17 protein-coding genes and 3 tRNA genes are annotated in these 24,270 nt (G+C 63.1%); 19 read left to right on the top strand and 1 reads right to left on the bottom strand.

The annotated features are described in order from the left end of the window. The first annotated feature begins 102 nt into the window (after positions 1 to 102). Both ACOY6C_RS05895 and ACOY6C_RS05890 read left to right on the top strand, forming a co-directional pair. A complete protein-coding gene (locus tag ACOY6C_RS05895; RefSeq protein WP_420904565.1) occupies positions 103 to 2,880 on the top strand; it encodes a bacteriohemerythrin in 2,778 nt (925 codons plus the stop codon). A 7-nt stretch (positions 2,881 to 2,887) separates the two neighbouring features. Beyond that, a complete protein-coding gene (locus ACOY6C_RS05890) occupies positions 2,888 to 5,515 on the top strand; it encodes an ABC transporter permease (RefSeq protein WP_420904564.1) in 2,628 nt (875 codons plus the stop codon). A gap of 719 nt (positions 5,516 to 6,234) precedes the next feature. On the opposite strand, the gene ACOY6C_RS05885 is transcribed toward ACOY6C_RS05890, so the two are convergent. Continuing rightward, entirely contained in the window at positions 6,235 to 7,182 is a 948-nt protein-coding gene (locus tag ACOY6C_RS05885) for a CHAD domain-containing protein (protein WP_420904563.1), read from the bottom strand. A gap of 382 nt (positions 7,183 to 7,564) precedes the next feature. On the opposite strand from ACOY6C_RS05885, the gene ppk2 reads away from it, so the two are divergent. The 17 genes from ppk2 (at position 7,565) to ACOY6C_RS05800 (ending at position 24,214) form a co-directional block, all read left to right on the top strand. Beyond that, positions 7,565 to 8,434 carry a polyphosphate kinase 2 gene (gene ppk2 / locus ACOY6C_RS05880; RefSeq protein WP_420904562.1) on the top strand — a complete coding sequence of 290 codons (870 nt, stop codon included), beginning with the start codon at positions 7,565 to 7,567 and terminating at the stop codon, positions 8,432 to 8,434. 187 nt (positions 8,435 to 8,621) lie between these two features. Beyond that, entirely contained in the window at positions 8,622 to 9,314 is a 693-nt protein-coding gene (locus ACOY6C_RS05875; protein WP_420904561.1) for a cytidylate kinase-like family protein, read from the top strand. Positions 9,315 to 9,339: 25 nt separating this feature from the next. Further along, complete coding sequence (locus ACOY6C_RS05870; RefSeq protein ID WP_420904560.1) at positions 9,340 to 12,096, top strand: PAS domain-containing hybrid sensor histidine kinase/response regulator; 2,757 nt, start codon at positions 9,340 to 9,342, stop codon at positions 12,094 to 12,096. Next, positions 12,093 to 12,728: a lipoyl(octanoyl) transferase LipB gene (gene lipB / locus ACOY6C_RS05865; protein ID WP_420904559.1), complete on the top strand. Its 636-nt coding sequence runs from the start codon at positions 12,093 to 12,095 to the stop codon at positions 12,726 to 12,728. Before ACOY6C_RS05870 ends, lipB begins: the two co-directional genes overlap by 4 nt. Continuing rightward, positions 12,725 to 13,177 carry an NUDIX domain-containing protein gene (locus tag ACOY6C_RS05860; RefSeq protein WP_420904558.1) on the top strand — a complete coding sequence of 151 codons (453 nt, stop codon included), beginning with the start codon at positions 12,725 to 12,727 and terminating at the stop codon, positions 13,175 to 13,177. The genes lipB and ACOY6C_RS05860 overlap by 4 nt, the downstream gene beginning before the upstream one ends. Continuing rightward, complete coding sequence (locus ACOY6C_RS05855) at positions 13,174 to 14,541, top strand: Do family serine endopeptidase (RefSeq protein WP_420904557.1); 1,368 nt, start codon at positions 13,174 to 13,176, stop codon at positions 14,539 to 14,541. Before ACOY6C_RS05860 ends, ACOY6C_RS05855 begins: the two co-directional genes overlap by 4 nt. Next, the gene (locus ACOY6C_RS05850) at positions 14,525 to 15,643 is read left to right on the top strand and encodes a hypothetical protein (RefSeq protein ID WP_420904556.1); all 1,119 of its coding nucleotides are present in this window, start codon (positions 14,525 to 14,527) and stop codon (positions 15,641 to 15,643) included. The genes ACOY6C_RS05855 and ACOY6C_RS05850 overlap by 17 nt, the downstream gene beginning before the upstream one ends. Further along, positions 15,640 to 16,752, top strand: coding sequence for a zinc ABC transporter substrate-binding protein (locus tag ACOY6C_RS05845; protein WP_420904555.1), 1,113 nt, complete (start codon positions 15,640 to 15,642; stop codon positions 16,750 to 16,752). Before ACOY6C_RS05850 ends, ACOY6C_RS05845 begins: the two co-directional genes overlap by 4 nt. Before the next feature lie 43 nt (positions 16,753 to 16,795). Next, a complete protein-coding gene (locus ACOY6C_RS05840; RefSeq protein WP_420904554.1) occupies positions 16,796 to 18,457 on the top strand; it encodes a response regulator in 1,662 nt (553 codons plus the stop codon). After that, positions 18,454 to 19,362, top strand: a complete 909-nt coding sequence (gene pheA / locus ACOY6C_RS05835; protein ID WP_420904553.1) for a prephenate dehydratase — start codon at positions 18,454 to 18,456, stop codon at positions 19,360 to 19,362. The genes ACOY6C_RS05840 and pheA overlap by 4 nt, the downstream gene beginning before the upstream one ends. Then, complete coding sequence (gene lgt, locus ACOY6C_RS05830; RefSeq protein WP_420904552.1) at positions 19,359 to 20,156, top strand: prolipoprotein diacylglyceryl transferase; 798 nt, start codon at positions 19,359 to 19,361, stop codon at positions 20,154 to 20,156. The genes pheA and lgt overlap by 4 nt, the downstream gene beginning before the upstream one ends. Positions 20,157 to 20,173: 17 nt before the next feature. Next, positions 20,174 to 22,054, top strand: a complete 1,881-nt coding sequence (uvrC, locus tag ACOY6C_RS05825) for an excinuclease ABC subunit UvrC (RefSeq protein WP_420904551.1) — start codon at positions 20,174 to 20,176, stop codon at positions 22,052 to 22,054. Between the two features lie 10 nt (positions 22,055 to 22,064). Then, positions 22,065 to 22,613, top strand: coding sequence for a CDP-diacylglycerol--glycerol-3-phosphate 3-phosphatidyltransferase (gene pgsA, locus ACOY6C_RS05820; RefSeq protein WP_420904550.1), 549 nt, complete (start codon positions 22,065 to 22,067; stop codon positions 22,611 to 22,613). Positions 22,614 to 22,938: 325 nt separating this feature from the next. Further along, positions 22,939 to 23,013: transfer RNA gene (locus tag ACOY6C_RS05815), tRNA-Gly, on the top strand. A gap of 92 nt (positions 23,014 to 23,105) precedes the next feature. Then, positions 23,106 to 23,182, top strand: a tRNA-Cys gene (locus ACOY6C_RS05810). 170 nt (positions 23,183 to 23,352) lie between these two features. Beyond that, a tRNA-Gly gene (locus tag ACOY6C_RS05805) sits at positions 23,353 to 23,427 on the top strand. 166 nt (positions 23,428 to 23,593) lie between these two features. Continuing rightward, positions 23,594 to 24,214, top strand: a complete 621-nt coding sequence (locus ACOY6C_RS05800) for a LabA-like NYN domain-containing protein (protein WP_420906087.1) — start codon at positions 23,594 to 23,596, stop codon at positions 24,212 to 24,214. Positions 24,215 to 24,270 lie beyond the last annotated feature (56 nt).

The raw sequence follows: 24,270 nt of genomic DNA, 5'->3' as shown, positions 1-24,270 counted from the left end.
CCCCCTCACCCCCCGTACCGTGGACCTCCCTGGCGGGAGTTCCACGGTAACCATCAAGAAACTCTTGCCACGCGTTCACCTCAAGATCCACCGCGAGGATCGATGAAAATCACCCAGAAGATCTTTCTCGGATTTCTCACGCCACTGATCATGCTGCTGATTCTGGGCACATGGGGAATCGTGGTCTCCACCCAGGTGATCCAGGCCACCCGACAGGCGAGCGAAGTGGGCTTCAAGCTGGCCATCGAAGCCAAACAAATGGAATTGAGCGTCGTTCAGGTGCAACAGTGGCTTACCGACATCTCCGCCACCCGCGCCGCCGAAGGGTTCGACGACGGTTTCACCAAGGCCGAGGAGAATGCACAGGCCTTCTTGAAGGGGATCGAAACGTTCCGGCAGTACGCCAGACAAACCAGCGACCAGCCTCTTTTGCAACGCCTGGACACCCTCCAGGAGCGGTTCGCGGCCTTCCAAACCATGGGCAAAAAGATGGCCCAGGCCTACATCGATGGCGGACCGCCAGCCGGCAACGCCATGATGGGATCGTTCGACGAACAGGCCGAAGGACTCGCCGAGGTGCTGCGCCCCTTCCTGGAGATGGAGGTCAAGAATGCCGAGGAGGATCTTCAGACCGTTCAAGGCAAACTGGCCTTCCTGCGCGGCGGCATCCTGATCATTCTGCTCATCGCCCTGGCGGCGGTGGGGGTGATCGGCTTTTGGCTCGGGCGCTCGATCACCCAACCGATCCACGCCATAGTGCATGTCATGGATCTGGTCAGCCACGGCGACCTGACCGTCCAGCCCACCGGAGATCACCGCAAGGACGAACTGGGCACCCTGAACCACCATTTCAAGCGGTTGATACACATTTTCAGCGAAAACATCCGCCAGATCAATCTCCAGGCCGCCAACATCACCGCCTTCGTAGCCGGCATTCTCCACATGCGCGACAGCATCGGTCGCGGCAGCCACGATCTGGACGTCATCGCGCGTGAGGTAGCCGGTCAGAACCACCAACTGATCGACGCCATCGGCCATATCCAAGGCAACGTCACCCGTTCCGTGGAAAACCTCGAGGCGCTCCATCACGCCTCCCGGCATGTGAGCGAACGGATCAACACCATCGCCTCCGCCTCCGAGGAGGCCAATGCCGGCATCACCCAGATGGCCGATTCGGCGCGCCACATGCTCGGCAACATCGAATCGGTGCATGGGCAACTCACCGAGGTCCACGATGCCATCTCCAGCGTGGCGAATGCCTCCGACGCGATGAAACGGTCCCTGGATGAGGTGCGCGAACGGTGTCGGGCGGCGCTGTTCGAATCGGAGACCACCCGCGAACGGGCCAGCGAGGCCGAGGCGGTCATGGAGGAGCTGTCCAACTCCGCCCACGAGATCGGCGCGGTGGTGGAGATCATCAACCGCATCAACGAACAGACCTCCATGCTGGCGCTGAATGCGGCCATCGAGGCCGCCGGAGCCGGCGAGGCGGGCAAGGGCTTCGCGGTGGTGGCCAACGAGGTGAAGGCCCTGGCCCGTCAAACCTCCGAGGCGACCTTGCTGATCCAGGAGCAGATCATGGCGATCCGCGATCAGACCCGCGCCGCCAAGGAGAAAACCGACATCATCCACGAATCGGTGGAGCGGATCAACGCCGCCAACGAGGCGATCGACATGTCGGTGAACGCCCAAAGCGAAATGACCGATCGGATCGTGCAGGCGGTGGACAAGGTGGCCCTGGCCACCGGAGAGGTGAACGCCAGCACCGAGGCGTTGCAAACCTCCGCCTCGGACGTGGCGCGCGCCGCCGATCAGGCGGCACTCGGCAGCCGCGAGATCGCCGACTCCGCGGAACAGATCGCCCTCTCCGCGCAGGAGATGTACGATCGCACGCAATTGACCGTCGAATCCGCCGAGTCGATCCAGCAGACCGCCGAAAGAACCAACCAACTGGCCATCGAGGTACGCGACAAGGCGGACAACTCCCTGAAGGTGGTCGAGACCATGCATGGCATCGTCAACCACTTCCAGGCCATGAGCGACGTGGTGAGCGGCATCAGCGAGGCGCTCTATACCGCCCAGGCGCGCATGTACATCGGTTCCGAGCCGTTCAACATCCGCCGCATCAAGGAGGCGGTGATCGATCTGATGTACCGGTTGCATCTGGCGGTCGCCACCCGCGACCCGACCCTGGCCAGCCAGATCAACGATCCGGCCTGTTGCGATGTCAAACGTTGGTTGCGGGATGCCTTGCAAGAGTCCCACCTGGATCTGCCCCTGTACCAGAAGATGGAGGCCACCCACGCCCAGTTGCGTCAGACCGCCTTCGAGATTCTGAACCTGATCCCGCACGAGGATCGCCAGGAGTCGCTCTCCGATGCCCTGATCTTCTTCCACGAACTGCGCCGGGTCTTTTTCGAGCAGCTCAATCAGCTCTATCTCGGCAGATCGGACGACCGCTACGCGCATCCGCCGCTCATCCTCTGGCACAAGACCCTGTCGGTGGGCGTGGAGGCGTTTGACATCGACCACAAGAATCTTCTGGAGTTGATCAACCAGCTCCACACCGCCATGCAGGAGAATCAAGGCGTACCCCAAATCAAGGAGATCCTGGACGATCTGCTCAACTACGCCATCACCCACTTCTCCCGCGAGGAGCAAGTCCTGGCCGATCACGGCTATCCGGGACTGGACGCGCAACACCAGCAGCACGAACGGTTCCTGCACTACATCACCGAGCGGAACAACGCGATGGACCAGGGGGACAGCTTCGCCCTGGCCGCCGAGATGCTGAAATATCTCAAGGATTGGCTGTTGCAGCACATCCTGAAGCACGACATGGCCTACACAAGTTTCCTGACCGCCAAGGGGGTCAAATGAGGAGTCGATGAACCGGCTCGTCTGGCTGGCCGGCTGGCGGGCCCTGTTCGCCCAGCCGGGATTGACCCTTCTGGCCATGCTTGGCGTGGCCCTGGGGGTGGCCACCACCACCGCCGTGGACCTGGCCAATCAGGGGGTGATACGGGCCATGCGTCTTTCGGTGGAGGCGGCCACCGGCCAGGCCACCCACCGTCTCACCGCCCCGCCGCCCGGCATCGACGAAAAGGATTACGCCGCCTGGCGTCTGCGACCAAACGCCCCGCCCGCGGCACCCATCGTCGAGGGGACGGTCTTTTCGCTCGTGCCGGAGGGGGAGAGACCGGCCTCCGCGCCGTTGTCCGGGAGCACCGCCCCTGCGCCGTTGTCCGGGAGCACCGGCGCGACCTCCCCGGAAAAGAGCCCCCCACGGATCCCCCTGACCCTGCTCGGCATCGATCCTCTGTCCGAGGGCGCCCTGCGCCCAGGGTTGCGGATTCCCACCCGGGGGGATCTGCTGGCCACCCTCCTGACCCGCCCGGGCTCGGCGCTCCTGCTCGAGGAGACCGCCCGGAAACTGGGCGTATCCCCCGGCGGGACGCTCCGGATCCTGGCCAACGGTCGGGAAACAGACCTCTTCATCCCCGGCCTCATCACCTCCCCGGACCCCCTGGTACGCCAGGCCCTGGCCGCGACGCTCCTCACCGACATCGCCACTGCCCAGGAACTGCTCGGCATGCGCGGCTGGTTGAGCCGCATCGACGCCCGCTTGCCGGAGAACACCCCTCCCCCGGTCGCCCTGCCCGCCGGGGTGAACCTTGCGCCCGCCAACGAGCGGATCGAAATCCTGGAGAACCTCACCCGCTCGTTCCGGGCCAATCTTTCCGCCTTGAGTCTGCTGGCCCTGCTGGTCGGCACCTTCATCATCCACAACGCCATGGCCTTCTCGGTGGTGCGCCAGCGTCGCATGATCGGTCTCAAGCGCGCCCTGGGGGTCACGCGTGGCGAGATCCTGCGCCAGACACTGCTCGACGGCCTGCTGATCGGTCTGCCCGGCACCCTGTTGGGACTTCTGCTCGGCGTGGCGCTCGGCGACACCCTGCTTCAGTTGGTGGCACGCACCATCGATGATCTGTACTACCGGATGCGGGTGGTCGAGCTGGTGATCGAGCCGCTCTCCCTGTTCAAGGGGCTCATCCTCGGTGTTGGCGCGACCCTCATCGCTTCGTGGCTGCCGGCCCGCGAAGCCGCCACCACTGCCGTAATCGACTCGTTGAGCCGTTCACGACTCGAACAACAACGCGGCACCCGCGCCCCACGCCTGGCCCTCTTCGGTCTGTTGCTGATCCTGGCCGGCTGGGGAACCACCCTCTGGCCCACCTCCCGACTCGAGGCAGGCATGCTCGCCATGGGGCTGATCACCGTGGGGTGCGCGCTGCTCGCCCCCTGGTTCACCATCGCCCTGATGGCGCGCCTGCGCCCGCTCCTCACCCGTGGCGCCGGGCTCCACGGTGCCCTGGCCTGCGGCGGGGTGATCCGCGGCGCCAGCCGCACCGGCATGGCGGTGGCCGCCCTCACCGTGGCCACCGCCATGGTCTCGGGCATGGGGATCCTGATCGACGGCTTTCGCGGCACCCTCTCCAACTGGCTCGAGGCCACCACGGTCTCGGATCTCTATGTCTCGGCGGCGGGCACCCTCTCCAACTCCGATTCGATCCCCCTGGAACCGGACCTGATCCGTGCCCTTTCCAGCGTGCCGGGGGTGGCCTCGGTGGGTCTCGGACGGCGCGTCAACCTGGAGACGCCCGGAGGCATGATCCGTCTGCATATTCTGGAGATCGATTTCAAGCGTTTCTCCGGCCTGCAACTCCACCAGGCCGATCATGCCACCCTCTGGCCGCGCTTTCAGAATGACCAGGTGGTGCTGGTCACCGAATCCCTGGCTTTCAAGCAGAACCTCAAGGTCGGCGATCGGATCACCCTCCCCACCCGGCGCGGTCCCCATCCCTTCACCATTGGCGCGATCCATCGGGATTTCCGCTCGGATGCCGGCATGATCACCTTGAGCCGCCACACCTGGCGCGCCCACTGGCCGGACGAGGCGATGAGCGTATTGGGGATCCATCTGGTGAACCAGGCGGAGGCGGACACGGTGATCGAGGCCTTGCGGCGTGCCGCCGGGCCGGAGCGGTCGCTGCACATCCAGTCCAACCTTCAGTTGCGTCAGAACTCGTTGGAAATCTTTGACCGCACCTTTGCCATCACCCGCGCGTTGCGGCTGTTGGCGTTGTTGACCGCCTTTTTCGGGGTATTGACCGCTTTGTCCGCGATCGGCCATGAACGGATGAGGGAGTTGGCGGCGTTACGCGCCATCGGGCTGCGGGTCGGGGAGATCCGGGGTTCGGTGCTTCTGCAAACGGCGTTGTTGGGTCTGGCGGCGGGGTTATTGGCCGTGCCGCTGGGGTGGATGCAGGGATGGATGTTGCTGCATGTGATCAATCAGCGGGCATTTGGTTGGACGCTGGAGAATCACGCCGGGTGGGTGCTTTTGTTGCAACCGTTGTGGCTGGCCCTGCCGACCGCGCTTCTGGCCGGTCTTCCGGCAGCGCGTCGCATGGCCGCCACCCCGCCGATCGAGGCGTTGCGGGAGGTGGAGTGAACGGTACGAATCAGCCGATCGGGTTGGATTGATGGGCCAGAGGCCACTGGCGGAGTCCAGGGAAAGCCGGCGGAGTCCAGGAGTCCAGGGAAAACCGGCGGGATTCGGAAAAAACTGGCGGGGTCCAGGGGCCAATGGCCCCTGGTGGGGTTCGGGGCGAAGCCCTGAGGTTTGGCTTGTGACTTTTCAATTCTTTTTTTTAATTTTTATCAATACTTAAAACTTAAATAATCTAAAAACGTTTAATTTAATTTTTTTGATTTTCGCGCGCCTTACAAAAAAGCCTTTTTTCGCGTCTTTTGCGAAAAAAGGCGCCGCGCGCGCCGTCTCATGTGCCATGAGTCGTTGCCGTTTTTGGGCAACGACTCATGGCGAATTGCACGTCAGCACCCAAGCCGCCTCCGGCGGCCTGTTCTGGCGATGGTCACAGTTGACGTTTTGCAAAAAACGCAAAACGTCAACTGTGACCAAGGCAGCGCGCAGCGTTTTTTTCGCAAAAGGCGCGAAAAAAACGCTTTTTTGTAAAGCGCGCGAAAACCAAAAGACAAAAACCTAAAGACCAAACCTAAAGACCAAACCAGAAGACCAAACCAGAAGACCAAATCAAAGTCTAAAGTCAAAACCCTGGGAGAGGAATCTCCCAGACGCTCTCTTTTTTTTCGACGGTCGAAGCGACACCTTCCCTGAACGGAACAGGGTATGACATGCCGCAGACACCCTCACTTCATCCACGGCATGGCAGAGCTGGCGAACTCCTCCCAACGGGCATTGAGCTGTCCACGCACCTCCTCGTACTGACGGGAACGCCAGCCGATGATGGCCCCGGCATACTGAAGGGTCTCCAGATCGGTGGAACCGGCCAGAATCTTCTCCAACAGACCCGGCATCACCGAAACGTCGTTCATCACGCCAAGAATGTCCTGCAACCCCTTGAGATGCAGCGTGAAGCTGGCCATCCCCTTCTCGGCGAAAAGAGGCAGGAAGAACTCCAACGCATAACGCAGTTTCTTGCACTCGATGCGCAGGGCATGCAGCTCCACATGATCCATCTCGTCGATACGCTCGCCATATCCGAGAGTCATGGACATGCGCTTGTTGAGCACCGAAGCGGCATAAAGACGGATTCCCCGGTTCATGCGGCGACGGATATCCTCGGGCAGGTCGTTGAGATCCTGCCAACCGGCATCGTCAAGCCAACGCGGGAAAGCGCGCATGAACTTTTTGTAACGGTCGCTGTCCATCATCGCACGCACCTGACGATAGGCCTCCTCGCGACGCTCGATGGCCAGAGCCGTCAATTTTTTCTCGCCAGACTCCAGAGGGATCTTGCCCGCGGTCACCTTCAACCCCTCGGAAATGAACACATCCAAATCCCGGGCCGCACCCATGGTGGAGGCGATCCAACTCATCTCCACCCCCCACGGATCGGTGATGGAACGGGGAATCGCCTTGCGGAACAGTCCCAACGCCGAACGCATGCGACGCAACGACACCCGCGCCTGATGCACCCCCTCGATCTCGTCGCCCCGGTAGGCGACCGGCGCCCACTCCCGCAGAGCCCCGAAATTGTGGTTCAGAATCAGTCCAAAGGCCTCACCTGTGGTCTGCTTGTCCTTGAGTGCCGCACCCTTGCTTTTCGCCGTGGCGTTCATATTCGTTTCGCTCATGTATCCATGTCCGTATTTTTATAGAGAATGATCGAGCTTCTTTGCATCAAGAGCAACGATGGCAAATTTTATCACCATTTTCCCCCATCTTACCCCAAATGCCGAATCCCTAACAAGCGGCTTCTCGTCAATTCAAAAAAATGCATATTGCAATGCAAAATCAACCGGGGAAAGGTGGACATGCGCGCCAGTGCGCCTTATGATGGGGAGGGCTTGCGAATGGCGGGATAAACAACTCTTGGGAAAAATGCGCATGTCCAAGATCAGAACTCCATGCCAAGATTCCAAGGCGTGACGCCTGAATCATGGAACAAACACCGCCTCAATTTTTTTCACTATTGACCCAACGTCCTCACAATTCCAAATGCCGCGGGAGAACGGAATGAGCAACAGCATGCAGGATGATGCCAAACAGAACGAAGCCTCCACCGACGATGACGGTCACCCGATCGTTCTCGGCAAGGGGAGCCAGAAAGCGCAACGCAGTGTCCGTCCCAAATTCAAGAAGATGTCCGAGGAAGAGTACCTCAGCATCATGACCCCCCTGCACATCGAGCTGGTGAAGATGCAGAACTGGGTCAAGGAGAACGGCCTGAAGATGATCGCCCTCTTCGAGGGCCGCGACGCCTCGGGCAAGGGCGGCACCATCAAACGGTTCATCGAACACATGAACCCCCGCGGCTGCCGCGTCGTCGCGCTCGAAAAGCCCACCGACCAGGAGCGGTCGCAGTGGTATTTTCAACGCTACGTGCAGCATCTCCCCTCGGCGGGCGAAATCTGCCTGTTCGACCGCAGCTGGTACAACCGTGCCGGCGTGGAACGGGTGATGGGCTTCTGCTCCAAGGATCAGGTGCGCGAGTTCCTGCGCTCCGTTCCGGAATTCGAGCGGATGCTGGTCAACTCCGGGATCATCCTCTTCAAGTTCTACTTCTCGGTCAGCAAGGAAGAGCAGCTCCGCCGCTTCAACAGCCGCATGAGCGATCCTCTCAAACAGTGGAAACTCTCCCCGGTGGACAAAGAGTCCCAGGACAAGTGGGAGGACTACACCAAGGCCAAGGAGGATATGTTCTTCTACTCCTCGACCCCGGAGTGCCCCTGGACCATCATCAAGTCCGACGACAAGAAACGGGCGCGCATCCATGGCATCAAGTATGTCCTGAGCCAGCTCCCCTACAAGGGAAAGAACAAAGATCTTCTGGACTACGACAAGCGCGTGGTGCGCACCGTGGCCGAAGAGATCGGCATCGACTGATCCCTTTGCACCGCTTGCGACGGCCCGGTCGGACCGGGCCGTCGCTGTTCATGGGAGCGCCAACGCCTGAAAGCCGAGGCGCCTCGCCCTGTCAAACCGATTCCCGGCATCTCCCTGGTTGCACGGATCGCCCGGAATGATCGATCCAACACGCCGAATTCGCATCCGCCAAAGGTCCAAAGACACCATGACGAACACTCCGTTGCATCTGGTCCAGGCCATTCTCGACGCAGGCCGCTACGAACCCGAAACGCACGCCGAAGCGCCCGCCATGCCCAAGCCCCTGGTCACCATCTCCCGATTCTACGGGGCTGCGGGCTCGAACACCTCCAAACTTCTGGCCGACCGACTCGGCGTGCATCTGTACGACAAGGAACTCCTCACCACCATCGTCAACAAAACCAAGGGAGACAAAGAGCTTCTTGCCCGTCTCGACGAGCATGTGCGGGGCCTGGTGGATGAGATGCTGATCTCCTTCTTCTCCAAAAAAAGCATCACCTCGGATCAATATTACCGCTACATGGCGAAAGTGATCCTGGGCATCGCCCCCTTGGGCGGGGTGATCGTCGGGCGCGCCGCCCATCTGCTGCTCTCCCCCACCAAGGCGTTCCGCGTGCGCCTGGAAGGCTCCCTGGCCACCTGCGTGGAACGTCTGGCCAAAAACAAGAACATCAAACCCGACAAGGCCGCAAAGCTGATCCTGGAGACCAACAAGGAGCGCGATCAGTTCGAACGACAGGTGGCCAAACGGTTCCCCGGTGCGCACCACGGCTTCGATCTCACGGTCAACACCGACCGGTTCGCTCCCGAACAGGCGGTCCAGGTGATCATCGCGGCCATGCGCGAGGCGGGATTCCAAACCCCCGAACAACCGGTCTGATCCGCTTGGCTTCGCGACCTGTCCCATGACCGCCCGGCACCGAACGGAGGGTCACACCACCCCCGAAACCGTGGAAACCGAACGTCTCACCCTGTTTGGGACGGGGGTCTGGCCCCTGATCGGCGCCTATCTGCTTGGCTGCCTGGTGGCGGTGGCGGGATTCATGGCCGATGCGGAACTGAATCACGCTCCGGTCGAAGGCGGGGTGATTCTTCTGTTCGCCCTGCTGATCGCCTGGCTCGCCCACCGTCTGCTGATCCGCCCCCATCGACGCGAACGGGCCCGTGACGCGGCGCGCATCGTCGAACTCAACCGCTACCACCACGACATCCTCGACTCCATGGCCAACGGCCTGCTGGTCATCGACGACCAGGGCCGGATCCAGACCGTCAACCGTGCCCTCGCCCGGTTGATCGGCACGCCCCCGGCGGAACTGATCGGTCTGCGGGCGGTTGACCTGTTCGTTGAGCCGGACCCAAAGCGCGCCCGGGCGCCCGACTTCTCCCCCCCATCCCAACTCGAAACCGTTTTACGCGCCGTTGGCGGCGAAACGATTCCGGTGACGCTGCGCGCCTCGCGCCTGGAGGGTTTGACCGACCATACCCACGCCACCATCCTGGTGATCGAGGATCTGACCGAACGACGTCATGCCGAAGCCTGTCTGGCACGAATCCAGAGCCATCTGCGCGAGATGGTCGAAGAGCGCACCGCCAAACTCGAAAAGGCCATGCTGGCCGCCAATGCCGCCAATCAGGCCAAAAACGAATTCCTGGCCAACATGAGCCACGAAATTCGCAGCCCCATGACCGCGATCATCGGCATGACCGATCTGGTGCTCGGCACGCGACTCAGCGGCGAACAGCGCGACAAGCTCACCATCGTCCAGGGCGCCTCCCACAATCTCCTGACCCTGATCAACGGCATCCTGGATCTGGCCAAGATCGAGGCCGGGCAGTTGCGGCTGGAGCGGATCAGCTTCGATCTGCGCGCGGTGGTGGAGAATGTCTGCGATCTGGTGGCGGTCAAGGCGCACGAAAAGGAGCTGGAACTTTTCTGCTACATCGCCCCGGAGACACCCGAAATGGTGATCGGCGATCCGAACCGGCTCTCCCAGATCCTGATCAACCTGATCTCCAATGCCATCAAGTTCACCGACGAAGGGGACGTGACCATCCTGGTGCAACGGGCCGATCCGGTTCCGCCCGCCGGGGAGGAGGAGACGGGAACCGGACGGGATTTCGGCGTGATGTTCTCGGTGGCGGATACCGGCATCGGCATCCCGGACAAGCATCACGCGCGGATCTTCGAACGGTTCACCCAGGCGGACGGCTCGATCACCCGCCGTTTCGGCGGCACCGGACTGGGTTTGACCATCAGCCGGATGCTGGCGGAGATGATGGGCGGCACGATCCGGCTGGAGAGCGAATGGGGCGAGGGGAGCATCTTTCATGTGCTGCTGCGGTTTCCGCCAGGTCGGAGAAACGCGCCGGAAGCAACGCCCGACGCTCCGTCCCTCCCGGTGCGACCGGTGGTGGGTCAGGCGTTGGCCGGCGTGCGCATTCTGATCGCCGATCCCCATCCCATGGGACGCACCATCGCCACCGAGATTCTGCACGAGTTCGGCGCGGTGGTCGGGGAGGTGGATGAGTGGCAGGCGATGTTGGCGGCCCTGGATGCCGCCCACGCCGAAAACCGCCCCTGGGAGGTGGTGCTGCTGGATGAACGGATGATCCTGGTGCTCGGCGCGCGTCTGGAGACCCTCACCGGTCACCCCGGCTGGATGGGCAAGGCGGCGATCCTGTTGCCGACGAACCGACGCCCGGCGGATCTGCCCGCGGTGGCCGAACTCCTGGAGATCATCACCATCATCAAGCCCGTGAAAAGGCTTTCGCTGTTGCGCTCGATCCAGGCGATCCTCGAGGGCAGGCTTCACGAAGCCACCCACGAGCCGGAAAGCTGGCTCGCCAACATCCCGGTCACCCCGTCGTTGCGGATCCTTCTGGCCGAGGATCTGGAGGAGAATCGCGAACTGGCCGCCGATGTGCTTGAAAAGGCCGGTCACCAGGTGGTGCCGGTCAAGGATGGCCAGGAGGCGCTGGATCGCATGGAGGCCGGCCCGCCCTTCGATCTGGTGCTCACGGATCTGCACATGCCGCGCATGGATGGCTATGAACTCACCCGACGCATCCGCGAGGGGTGCACGGCCCAGGCCATGGTCCCGGTCGTGGCGGTGACCGCCCGCGCCCTGCCGGGGGAACGGGCGCTCTGTTTTGCCTCGGGGATGACCGAATTCCTCGTCAAGCCCTATCGACCCCTCGACCTGTTGCACGCCGTATCCCGCGCCGCCTCGAAACAGTCGGCGCTCCGAAAAGGGCCTCCGCGCAAAGAACCGGGACTCCTCACCCCGGTCGAGGATCGGATCGCCTTCGAAGAGGCAGCGGAACGACTGCTGGAGGGGACGACCCCGCTTCTGGAACCGTTGCGGACGGCCCTGGGCGACAAGAACGGTCGTCGGGCCCGCGAGCAGTGCGAAACGATCAAGCGCCTCGCCCTGGGATTGGGCGCGGAGCGTCTCAAGCTCAAGGCGGTGCGACTCGGGACGGCGGCGCGCGCCGAGGAGTGGTTGAAAGCCGGCAAGCTGTTCCGCGAACTGGAAATGGAGTGCGATCAAGCGCTCCTGGCCGTGCGTGACCTCAACGATCCGACCCGGGAACCCGGAACCCTCGAACCGCTTCCAACCCGGATGGTCAATCCCGATTCCACCCCTCTCCCGTCCGAATGAGCACGCCGTTCGAATGCCAGCGCGACGCGCGCATCGCCTACGGCGTCGCCTGGGAACAACAATTGGCGCGGGTGGAGGCGATCGCCGCCGGCGCGGCGCCCAATCTCTTCTGGCTGCTCGAACACGACCCGATCTACACCCTGGGCCGCTCGGCCTCCCGTGCCGAAATCCTTGATGCCACCATCCCGACCATCGTCACCGATCGCGGCGGCAAGGTCACCTATCATGGTCCCGGACAGCTGGTGGGGTATGTGCTCAAGGATCTCCGACCGGCCATCCACGCCGCGCGGGCCCACGTCTTCCGACTGGAGGAGACGGTGATCCGCGCCCTGGCCGGATTGGGGGTCGAGGCGCGGCGCGAATCGAACAACCCCGGCGTGTGGGTGGCTGGAGAAAAAATCGCCGCGTTGGGGGTACGCATTCGGCACGGGGTGGCGTATCATGGCTTTTCGATCAACCGCGCGCCGGATCTGAAGGCCTTTGCCGGCATCGTGCCGTGCGGATTGGCCGGTCGCGGCGTCACCTCTCTGGAAAAACTCGGCGTCCCGGTGAGTCGCGCCGATTTGGAAACAGGCCTGCTGGCCTCCTTCCGGGAGGTCTTCGAGACGGATTGGCGAGGACAAAACCCATGACACGAGAACTGCAAACCCCCTTTCTGGCCGCAGATGTGATCATCGAACTGATCGACCATCCGGGCCGTCCGATCGTGCTGATCGAACGAAAGAACCCGCCGTTCGGGCTGGCGATTCCCGGCGGCTTCGTGGATCGGGACAAGGAGAGCGTCGAACGGGCGGCGGTGCGCGAGGCCCTGGAAGAGACCACGCTTGAGGTGCGTCTGATCGCGCTGTTGGGGATCTACTCCGATCCTGCCCGCGACAACCGGCTGCATTCGGCCTCGGCGATCTACGTGGGCGAGGCCCATGGCACCCCGCGCGCCGCCGACGACGCCAAGGCGGTGCGGATCGTCCTCCCCGATGCGCTCCCCTCCCCTCTGGCCTTCGATCACGATCGGGTGCTCGCGGACTATCTCGCCTTCCGTGCCACGGGGCGCGTGGCCCCCTTAAGAGAAATCTCCCGATGAACGCTCCCTCGCGCTGGTTCTCCCTCTTTGCGCTGCTCACGCTTCTGGCCGCCCCGCCCCTCGAGGCCGGCCTGCCAATGGCCGTGGACGGCCAGAAACTCCCAACCCTGGCCGACATGGTGGATCGGGTGATCCCCGGCGTGGTCAACATCGCCACGACGGGACACGTCAACGTGCCGGATCACCCGCTGCTCAACGATCCGCTTTTTCAACGCTTCTTCGATGTTCCCACCACCCGAGGAAAACGACAGAAGGAGAGCAAAAGCCTCGGATCCGGGGTGGTGGTCGATGCCAAGAACGGCTACATCCTCACCAATCAGCATGTGATCGACAGGGCCGAGATCATCAACGTCACCCTGCGCGACGGCAACAGCATGCAGGCCAAGCTGATCGGCGTGGACAAGGAGACCGACGTCGCGGTGATCCAGGTGCCGGCCAAGGGGCTCAAGGCGCTCCCCTTCGGCGACTCCGACGCGCTACGCGTCGGAGATTTCGTGGTCGCCATGGGCAACCCCTTCGGACTGGGCCAGACCGTCACCTCCGGCATCGTCAGCGCCCTGGGACGCAAGGGACTGGGCAAGGGGTTCGAGGATTTCATCCAGACCGACGCCTCGATCAACCCCGGCAACTCCGGTGGCGCGCTGGTGGATCTCTCCGGCAAGCTGGTGGGGATCAACACCGCCATCCTCTCCCCCGGCGGCGGCAAGGGGAACGTGGGCATCGGGTTCGCCATTCCCATCAACATGGCCCGTCAGGTGATGGGCCAGCTGATCGAACACGGCCAGGTGCGACGGGGCTTTTTCGGCGCCCAGGCCCAGAACCTCACCCCGGAACTGGCCAAGGCCTTCGGCATCAGCGGCGGCTCGGGCGCGGCGATCACCCGCGTGGTGATCAACTCCGCCGCCTTCCAGGCCGGTCTGCGTCCCGGCGACGTGATCATCGAAGCCCAGGGCAAACCGATCCGCTCGGCATCGGATCTCCACAACGTCATCGGCCTGGCCAAGGTGGGCGAGTCGATCCCCTTGAAAGCGATCCGCGACCGCAAGGAGCAGGAGTTCACGGTGGTGATGGCCAATCCCGAGGCCGAAAAGATCAAGGGGGAGAAGATCGATCCCCGGCTTAAAGGGGCGATCTTCGGCATCGACACCGAAGAGGGGGAGAAGACCCAGATCAAGGTGGTGAAGGTGATGCCGAACAGCTCCGCCTGGGAGGCCGGGCTGCGCGACGAGGATCGGATTCTCACGGTCAACAAGAAGCCGGTGCCCGATTTCCCAGCCCTGGCCAAGGCGGTGCGCTCCGACGAGCGGCAGATGCTGTTGAACATCGAGCGTGGCGAGGAGAAGTTCTTTGTCCTGGTGCGTTGAACGGACAGTCTCGCGTCGTGATGGCTCCCACGACCGACACACGCCTCTCCGCGCGTGGTGGCTCGCGCCCGCGCAACGGCGACGGGGACGGCTCGATTTCGCGACGCTCCGCGCGTGGTGGCTCGCGCTCGCTCTGCTGCTCCTGCCAGCACCCCACGCCGAAGCCGAGCCCCAGACCGCGCCGCCGCGTGAACTGCTGGGCCAGATCGTCAACATCGACCGGCCCGAGTTCAAGGCCAAGGGGCGAATCGCCCTGCACCGCCTCAATCCCCTGGCCGGACAGCTGATCCTGAGCGAATCCAGGGGGGATCCGGAGTGGATCTTCAAAACCATCACCCCCTGGAACCCGCGTCTCGCCGCCTTCCTCAAAGAGCTGAAAATCGAGGATCTGGCCCTCACCGAGACCGATCTGTTGCTCGACGGCCCCAGGATCGACTGGAAGGTGGCCGAAATGGCGATCCCCGAGGGGCGGGTCGAACAACTGATCCATCGCCAGGAGGAGGGAGGACTTTGGAACCTCTCCGCGCGGAACTTGCGGTTGGAACGCCTTCCCAAGGGTTTGCAAGGGGTGGTGGTGTCGCTGGCGCCCGGCGCCATGGGGTTCGATCGGCTCGAGGCCTCCGGAGATCGGGAACGCGGCTCGGGCCACGCCACCGGGGTGTTCGGTCAGGGGTGGCGGATGACCCGCCTGGAGGGATCGGGCGAGGTGACCGGACGCGATGGCCAGGGACGCCCCAGCCGGGGCGGCTTCACCTGGAAAGGATCGGGCGTCCGCGCGCCTGGTCTGGCCAGCGCCGCCAAAAAGGTGCCGGAACTGGCCGAGCTGTTGCGTTTCGCCGGACGGAATCCGGGCTCGAAAGAGCCGGTCGATCTGGGCAAAATCGACCTGCGCGTCGAGTCGGACGGCCAGGGGCTGTTCACGATCAAGAAAATCGACCTGAATGCCCCGTGGATCCAGCTTGCCGGGGATGGCGCGCTCGAGATGAAGGGCGGGGCCGGCGGCAAGGATCAACTGCGGTTGAATCTGCTCGCCAAACGACCGGATGGCGACACGAAACGGTTCAAGATCACCCTCCCGGTCGCCACCCTGGTCAAGCCATGAAGATCCGCTTCCCATCCCTGCCGGGCGCCGCGCTGATGCTGGTGCTGATGCAACCGTCGCCCGCCTCGGCCCTCGAGGTGGTGGTCTCCATCAAGCCGCTCCACGCGCTGGCCGCCGCGGTGATGGAAACGACCGGGAAACCGACGCTGCTGATCCAGGGCCATGTCTCCGAACACACCCATGCCCTGCGCCCCTCGGATGCCCGCCTCCTGTCCCACGCGGAGGTGATTTTCTGGGCCGGTCCGGAGCTGGAAGGGTATCTCAAACGTCCTCTGGAGAATCTCGCTCCCCAGGCCCACCAGGTGGCGCTGCTGGCCACTCCGGGTCTGCACCGTCTGCCGATGCGCCAGGGCGGGGTCTGGGAGGGGGACGATCACGACCACAGCAAGGCGGGCGACGACCACGACCACGCGGACCACGACGACCATACCCCGTCGGCCAGAACCGATGACCACGACCACGCGAACCGCAACGACCATGCCCCGTCGGCCAGAACCGATGACCACGACCACGCGAACCGCGACGACCATGCCCCGTCGGCCAAGGCCGTGGAATCCAACGCCCACAAGCCCCCCCCCTCCGTCGAAAAAAAACCGATCGACCCCCACGCCTGGCTCGACCCGCGCAATGCCGCGCACATGGCCTCGGCCATGGCCGAAACCCTGGCGCGCCGCGATCCGGAACGGGCCGCCCGCTACCGCGACAACGCCCAACGACTCGCGCAAAAACTGGCCACCCTGGACACCCGACTGGCCAAAGAGCTGCAAGCGGTGCGCAAGCGCCCCTACATCGTCTTTCACGACGCCTATCAGTACTTCGAAAGCCGCTACGGTCTGAACTCCGTGGGGTCGATCCTGGTCAATCCGGAACAGCCGCCGGGGGCCAAACGGGTCAGCGAGATCGCCGCGCGCCTCCGGGCCACCGGGGCGCGCTGTCTGTTCGCCGAACCGCAATTCCCCCAGCGCATGGTCGATGCCGTGTCCGCCGGTCAGCCGGTGCGGGTCGGGGTGCTCGATCCGCTCGGCGCCGCCTTTCCGGAGGGTCCGGAACTCTATTTCGAGCTGATGGACGCTCTCACCCGCGCCCTGCGCGACTGTCTGCTCCCGTGAACGCACTCCTGCCGCAACCCGTGACCACCCCGGCGAGCCAACCATGAAATCAGCCATTCTCGTCGTGGATGATCATCCGGGAAACCTCTCCCTGATCACCACACAACTGCACGGGATCGACACCGAAATCGTCACCGCCCGTGACGGCCTGGAAGCCCTGGAACGGATGGCCGGTCGCGAATACGCATTGATGCTCCTGGATGCCCACATGCCGATCGTGGACGGCTTCGAGGTCATGCGGCGCATGGTCGATCTGGAGCCGGATCGGCGTCCACCCACCATTCTGGTCACGGCGGTGCATGGGGATCCGGTGTTCATCTCCCGCGCCTATGAGCTGGGCGCGGTGGATTATCTGGTCAAGCCATTCCCCATGGAGCACCTGCGCGCCAAGGTCCAGGTTTTTCTGGAACTCGACCGTCGCAACCGGCTGATCCGTCATCAGGCCGTGGAGCTGGAGGAGCGGCGTCAGTCGCTGGATGTGGCCCGCATCCAGGCCGAAGCCGCCTCGCGCGCCAAGAGCCACTTTCTGGCCAACATGAGCCACGAAATCCGCACGCCGATGAACGCGGTGATCGGCATGACCGACATCCTGCTCGCCTCGAAACTCGATCCTGGGCAGCGTCGTCTGCTGACCACCATTCTGCACGCCTCGGAGTCGTTGTTGAACATCCTCAACGACATTCTGGACTTCTCGAAAATCGAAGCCGATGCGATCCAACTGGATCGCATCCCCCTGGCGCCGCGCAAGGTGGTGGAACACGCGGTGGCCACCCTGGCCGTGGAGGCGGAGATGAAAGGATTGAGTCTCCAGAGCCTCATCGATGCCGGCGTGCCGGAGACGGTTCTGGGCGATCCGGCCCGTCTGCGCCAGGTGTTGATCAACCTGCTCTCCAACGCGGTGAAGTTCACCGAACGGGGCGGAGTGGAGCTGCAACTGCTCAAGAAAAGCCGTCCCGACGGCGGACTGGATCTGGAGTTCCGGGTACTCGACAGCGGCATCGGCATCCCGGACGACAAGATCCCCACCCTGTTCACCATGTTCTCACAGGTGGATGCCGGCATGACCCGACGTTTCGGCGGCACCGGGCTGGGATTGGCCATCAGCCGGAAGCTGGTGGAACGCATGGGGGGCAAGATCCAGGTGACCAGCACCTGCGGTCAGGGAAGCGCCTTCGGCTTCACGGTGCCATGTCTGCTTCCCGACGCCGGAGAACGCCCGAGCCTGGCATCGTCCCTCCCCGCCCATCCGGTGGCGAATCGCCCGGTAAGTGGTGATTTCACGCGGATTCTCCTGGTGGAGGACGATCCGGACAACCGCATGCTCGGCGAACATGTCTTGACATCGGCGGGCTTCTCCGTTACCACGGCTGGCGATGGCGAAGAGGCTTTGAAACAGTTGAACCAGGGGTGCGATCTGGTTTTCATGGATATCCAGATGCCGCGCCTGAACGGCATCGAAACCACCCGACGGATTCGCGCAGGCCGCGAAAAGGCCGATCCGGACCTGCCGATCATCGGCGTGAGCGCCCATGTGCAGATGGATCTGCGTCAGCACTGTCTGGAAGCGGGGATGGATGCCTTTCTCACCAAGCCGTATCGCGCCCAGGATCTCCTGGAGATGATCGCGCATGCCGCCGACAGCCGGCAGCGCCGCATGGAACAACGCCGCAAGGCCACGGACAGACAAGGAAACGGAGCGGCATGAGCAACACCTCCCATCTGCCGGAAGAGGATACCTCCCCCTCTCGAGAAACGCCCGCGCGGGAGCCCCTCGAAAAGACCGTCGCGTTCCAGGGGGAACGGGGCGCCTACAGCGAACAGGCCTGCCGGGAGAGTCTCCCCGGTTACCGGACCATCCCCTGCCGCACCTTCGAAGAGGTGTTCCAGGCGGTGGACGAACGAGAGGCGAGCATCGGCATGATCCCGGTGGAAAACAGCATCGCCGGCGTGGTGAGCGACAGTTACGACCTGTTGGCGGTGTTCCAGCTCCACATCCTGGGGGAGTACTACCTGCGGGTGCGCCACGCTCTGCTCGGTCTGCCGGGCACGCGCATCGACGACGTGCGGGCGGTCTACTCCCACCCCCAGGCGCTGGCCCAGTGCCGCACCTTCATCCGCAAGCACGGCTGGGCCTGCAACGCAGTCTACGACACCGCCGGGGCCGCCGCGGATCTGGCCGAACGGGGTGGAACCCTGGAGGCGGCGATCGCCGCCGAGCTGTGCGCCGAACTCTACGGACTCGACGTGCTGGCCCGCGACATCCAGGACAGCCGGCTCAACACCACCCGGTTTTTGCAGATCGTGAAAGAACGACACGTGCCGCCCAAGGAGGTTCCCTGCAAGACCAGCCTGATCTTCGAGGTGCGCAACATCCCGGCGGCCCTCTACAAGTGTCTGGGCGGATTCGCCACCAACGGCGTCAACCTCACCCGCCTGGAGTCCCGTCCCGTGCCGGGCACCCCCTGGTCGTACCATTTCTATCTCGACTTCCAGGGCCGCCCCGAGGAGCGGCCCTGCAAACTGGCCCTCGAGGAGCTGGATTTCTTCACCAGCAGCTTGAAGATCCTCGGCAGCTATCCCGAATCCCCCACCTGGCATCCCCAACCATGATCGCCTATCCACACTTCGATCCGATCGCCCTGCAACTCGGTCCCATCGCCATCCGCTGGTACGGGTTGATGTACACCCTCACCTTCGTGCTCGGTTGGCCGCTCCTGCAATGGCAGGTGCGACGCCAACGGCTGGAGATCTCCCCGGAACGGCTCGCCGATCTGGTGATGGCGGTGCTGCTCGGGGTGATCCTGGGAGGACGGTTCGGATACATTCTGTTCTATAACTTCAACGCCTACCTCACCAACCCGCTGGCCATCCTCAAGGTGTGGGAGGGGGGCATGTCCTTCCACGGCGGACTGCTGGGGGTGCTGCTGGCCGGTCTCCACTTCTCCCGCAAGGTGGGTCTGTCGTTTCTGGTCGTCATGGAACTGCTGGCGGTGGTCACGCCACTCGGACTGCTGCTGGGCCGGATCGGCAACTTCATCAACGGCGAACTGTGGGGACGTCCCACCGATCTGCCGTGGGGCATGGTCTTCCCCGGCGCCGGCCCCCTGCCCCGCCACCCGAGCCAGCTCTACGAGGCCGGACTCGAAGGGGTGGCGCTGCTGATCGTCCTGATCTGGCTGGGCCGACGCCCCAGACCGGCGGGACTCATCGGCGGGGTCTTTCTGACCGGCTATGCCCTCTCCCGGCTGGCGGTCGAGTTCGTGCGCGAACCGGATGCCCATCTGGGGCTGCTCGCCGGCGACCTGACCATGGGACAGTGGCTCAGTCTGCCCATGCTCGTCATCGGCCTGGGGTTGATCGCCTATGCACGAGGCCGCGCCACGCCAGACACGCCCCCCCGGTGAACGATTTCGCGTCATCCGTGCCGCGCGAGACGGTCGATTCCCTGCCGGATGCTCCAGGGGTCTACCGCTATCTCGACGCGGATGGCCAGGTGCTTTATGTCGGCAAGGCCAAATCCCTCAAGAAACGGGTCGGCTCCTATTTTCATGGAGCCAATTCCGCCCGCATCCAGGCCATGCTCGCCAAGGCGCGGGATCTGGCCATCATCGTCACCGCCAGCGAAGCCGATGCCCTGATCCTCGAAGCCAACCTCATCCGGCGTCTGCAACCCCCTTACAACGTGCTGCTCAAGGACGACAAGTCCCACCCCTGGCTGCGCCTGACCATCAACCACCCCTTCCCGCGCCTCACCCTGCACCGCGGCCCGAAACATCCGGGCGAACGGTACTTCGGCCCCTATCCGAGCGTGCATGCGGTGCGGGAAACCTTGAAATGGTTGCAGGGGATCTTCCCCCTGCGCCAGTGCGAGGAGCGGCAGTTCACCACGCGGCGGCGTCCCTGTCTGCAACACCAGATCAAACGATGTCACGCCCCCTGCATGGGCCTGATCGATTCGGAGAGCCATGGCCGCTGGGTGAAAGAGGCGATCCTGTTTCTGGAGGGGCGCGACCGCCAGTTGATCGAAGGGTTGACCCAGGCGATGTGGGAGGCCGCCGAGACACGCCGCTTCGAGGAGGCGGCCCGCTTGCGGGACCGGATCAAGGCGATTCGCCACGTCCAGGAGCAGCGACGCGGCAACCTCAAGGAGGGGACCGATCTGGATGTGCTCAGCATCACCACCAGCGACGGACCGGCGGTGATCGAGATTTTTTTCATCCGTGACGGGATCCAGCTCGGCAACCAGGCCCACTTTCCGGACAATACCGAGGATCTGGCCCCCGCCGAGGTGCTGGAGTCTTTCATCGCCCAGTTCTACGCCCCCGGTCAGATCGATGCCGAGGACGAAGCGCGGGATGGTCGCGAAAAATCCACCAGCGCCCTCGAGACCCCCTTGCCGCCGCCGGAGATTCTGGTCAACCTGGCCCCGCCGGAGCGCGGCTGGCTGGAGGTGACGTTGAGCCGCCTGCGCGGCGGCGCGGTCAAGATCCGCGTGCCGGAGCGCGGGGAGAAACGGCGTCTGGTGGATCTGGCCCTCACCAACGCCGAAACCGCCAAGATCCGTTCGTTGAGCGGCAAGCGGGCCAACCGTCAACGGCTGGCCGAACTGGCGGAGATTCTGGAGTTGCCTCGCGCGCCGGAGCGGATCGAAGCCTTCGACATCTCCCACATCCAGGATACGCATGTGGTGGCCTCGCTGGTGGCCTTCGGTCCGGAGGGGATGATCAAGAAGGATTACCGCCGCTTCGCGATCCGCGATCCGGACGCCATCGACGACACCTCGCGCATGGCCGAAGTGTTGCGCCGCCGCTTCCGCGACGCCGACGCCAGCGACGCGGACTGGCCGGATCTGGTGCTGCTGGATGGGGGCAAGGGACAGTTGAACGCGGTTGTGGAGGTGGCCGGGGATCTGGGCATCACCGGGGTCACCTTCTGCGCGATCGCCAAGGGTCCGGATCGCGATGCAGGAAAGGAAACCCTGTTCTTGCCCGGACGCTCGGAAGCGATTATACTGCCGGAACGCTCCTCGGTGTTGTTCATGTTGCAGAATATCCGCGACGAGGCGCACCGGTTCGCCGTCACCTATCACCGTGGCAGTCGTGGGAAAGAGCTGGTCCGTTCGGCCCTCGACGACATCCCCGGCGTAGGACCGAACCGCAAGAAGGCGTTGTTGCGACGTTTCGGCTCGGTTCGGGCCCTGCGCGCCGCCGATGTCGAGGAGCTTGAGGCCGTTCCGGGCATCTCCGCCGCCCTGGCAGAGACCATCGTCCACCACCTGAGGAACATCCAGGAAACCACATGAGATCCGATTGATGGTTTGGAATCTTCCCAACACCCTGACCGCGACCCGCATCGCGCTGATCCCGTTCTTCATCGGCAGCGCCTATCTGCCGGATCGCTGGGGATTGATTCTCTCGGCCCTGTTTTTCAGCCTGGCCGCCATCACCGATTGGGCCGACGGCTACGTGGCGCGTCGCTCCGGACTGCTGACCGACTTCGGACGGTTCTTCGACCCGGTGGCCGACAAACTGCTGGTGATCTCGGCGATCGTGCTGCTGCTCTCCCTGGACCGCGCCCCGCTGACGCTGGTGTTGATCATCCTGGCCCGCGAGATCACCATCATGGCCCTGCGCGAACGGATGGCCGGTCTCGGCCTCAAGGTTCCGGTATCCGGCCTGGCCAAATGGAAAACCGGCTTCCAAATGACCGCCATCATCATGCTCCTGGTCCAGGATGGCCTGTTCGACGTGCCATTCCAGTGGCCCGGACTCTTCTTTTTAGGGGTCGCGGCGGTCTTCTCCCTCTGGTCCGGCTACGCCTACCTGGTCACCGCCTGGCCGGCCATCCAGCCGAAACGGTGATGCATCGCCCGATTCACCCATCCTTCTCCCATGGCACCCAGCTTGAAATCATGGCTTCCAAACCGCGCCCAATCGGGCACAGATGGCTTTGTTTGATCTCAGGATCACACGGGATCCAGTCATGACCTCCATACTGCCCGTCAATCTTGATGGTTTACTCCACTTGCGCACCGTTGAAATGAACCGCGTTTCAAGGAAGCTCTGGATCGATTGGAAACCACCTGATGCGCCTGTCCGGCAACGATCGCCATCGCCAATGATCACCCCTTTTTAAACCCCCTTGACGAACCCATCCAGAATTCGCTATGATTGCCAAGTGATGTACGCGGGAGTAACTCAGGGGTAGAGTGCAACCTTGCCAAGGTTGACGTCGAGGGTTCGAATCCCTTCTCCCGCTCCATCTTTTCCACCCTGGCCGTCCGAACGGATGCTCCAGGGGGGGAAACCAGAGGGAACCTCCCCCTCAAACACGTTTTCCTGGCCCGTCGGTCAGGCCGGGTGGCGAAGTGGCCTAACGCAGAGGTCTGCAAAACCTTCATTCGTGGGTTCAAATCCCACCCCGGCCTCCAGTTTTATCGTTGTACCGTGATACCTCGCAACCAGGTGCCACGCATGGCAAGCGCGGGAAAAAAACAATCCCAAAACTTGCATAATGAACTGATTTTTTGATTTTTTTCGGCAGTGCATTTCGATTCGTGGATTTTTGAGGCATTCAAGTTGAGCGTAAAATAGCTCGAATGCGGGAGTAACTCAGGGGTAGAGTGCAACCTTGCCAAGGTTGACGTCGAGGGTTCGAATCCCTTCTCCCGCTCCATCTTCACCCATTCCGCCGTGGAACCCAAAAAAAGCGGTCCACGGTCAAGGGTGAGGGGGCTTTCCCCCCTTCTTGCGAGTTTACGATCCCCCCTCCTCCCCGCCTCCGGATCCTCACGAATCTCCCGTTATTTTCAACAGGATATTCCAAAGGATTTCACATGCCCATCACCTTTCATCCCAACGAGCGCACCGTCATCTTCATCGATGGCTCCAACCTCTACGCCGCCATCCGCTCCCTGGGCTTCGATTTCGACTACAAAAAACTCCTCTCCCACTTCCAAAGCCACAGCCGCCTCCTGCGCGCCTATTACTACACCGCCCTCGGAGATGATCAAGACTACTCGCCGATCCGCCCCCTGGTCGATTGGCTCGCCTACAACGGCTATGCGGTGATCACCAAACCGATCAAGGAGTACCTCGATCCGGTCACCGGTCACAAACGCATCAAGGGGAACATGGACATCGAAATCGCGGTCGGCATGCTGCAAATGGCCCCGCACTACGACCACGCCGTGCTCTTCTCCGGAGATGGCGACTTCCGCAGCGTGGTGCAGGCGATCCAGGACCAGGGCAAATTCGTCTCCGTGGTCAGCTCCCTTCTCACCAGCCCGCCGATGATCGCCGATGAGTTGCGCCGTCAGGCCGACGAGTTCATCGAACTCAACACCCTGAAATCCGAACTGATGCGCAATCCTCATGTCTCCCATGGCAATGTCTGCCCCTCGGTGATCCCGACGGCTCAGGCCGCGACTCCTGCGGTCGCGGAGTCGGGCGCCGCGTTCTGAATACACATTGGTTTCGGGTTCTTCTTGAGTCGATTCTTCAAGGAAGGAGTCTACGC

The organism is Candidatus Magnetaquiglobus chichijimensis, from assembly GCF_045865675.1.
GTDB classification, from domain to species: Bacteria; Pseudomonadota; Magnetococcia; order Magnetococcales; family Magnetaquicoccaceae; genus Magnetaquiglobus; species Magnetaquiglobus chichijimensis.
The sequence above is the reverse complement of the archived record's forward strand: the minus strand, read 5'-3'. Positions and strand labels throughout refer to the sequence as shown.

Bases quoted from the DNA above. Each gene is read 5' to 3' on its own strand.
- lgt (WP_420904552.1), top strand. From the start codon at position 19,359: ATGATCGCCTATCCACACTTCGATCCGATCGCCCTGCAACTCGGTCCC.
- ACOY6C_RS05885 (WP_420904563.1), bottom strand. From the start codon at position 7,182: ATGAGCGAAACGAATATGAACGCCACGGCGAAAAGCAAGGGTGCGGCA.
- ACOY6C_RS05860 (WP_420904558.1), top strand. From the start codon at position 12,725: ATGACACGAGAACTGCAAACCCCCTTTCTGGCCGCAGATGTGATCATC.
- ACOY6C_RS05875 (WP_420904561.1), top strand. From the start codon at position 8,622: ATGACGAACACTCCGTTGCATCTGGTCCAGGCCATTCTCGACGCAGGC.
- ACOY6C_RS05855 (WP_420904557.1), top strand. From the start codon at position 13,174: ATGAACGCTCCCTCGCGCTGGTTCTCCCTCTTTGCGCTGCTCACGCTT.
- ACOY6C_RS05840 (WP_420904554.1), top strand. From the start codon at position 16,796: ATGAAATCAGCCATTCTCGTCGTGGATGATCATCCGGGAAACCTCTCC.
- ACOY6C_RS05890 (WP_420904564.1), top strand. From the start codon at position 2,888: ATGAACCGGCTCGTCTGGCTGGCCGGCTGGCGGGCCCTGTTCGCCCAG.
- lipB (WP_420904559.1), top strand. From the start codon at position 12,093: ATGAGCACGCCGTTCGAATGCCAGCGCGACGCGCGCATCGCCTACGGC.
- ACOY6C_RS05845 (WP_420904555.1), top strand. From the start codon at position 15,640: ATGAAGATCCGCTTCCCATCCCTGCCGGGCGCCGCGCTGATGCTGGTG.
- pheA (WP_420904553.1), top strand. From the start codon at position 18,454: ATGAGCAACACCTCCCATCTGCCGGAAGAGGATACCTCCCCCTCTCGA.
- pgsA (WP_420904550.1), top strand. From the start codon at position 22,065: ATGGTTTGGAATCTTCCCAACACCCTGACCGCGACCCGCATCGCGCTG.
- ACOY6C_RS05870 (WP_420904560.1), top strand. From the start codon at position 9,340: ATGACCGCCCGGCACCGAACGGAGGGTCACACCACCCCCGAAACCGTG.
- ppk2 (WP_420904562.1), top strand. From the start codon at position 7,565: ATGAGCAACAGCATGCAGGATGATGCCAAACAGAACGAAGCCTCCACC.
- ACOY6C_RS05895 (WP_420904565.1), top strand. From the start codon at position 103: ATGAAAATCACCCAGAAGATCTTTCTCGGATTTCTCACGCCACTGATC.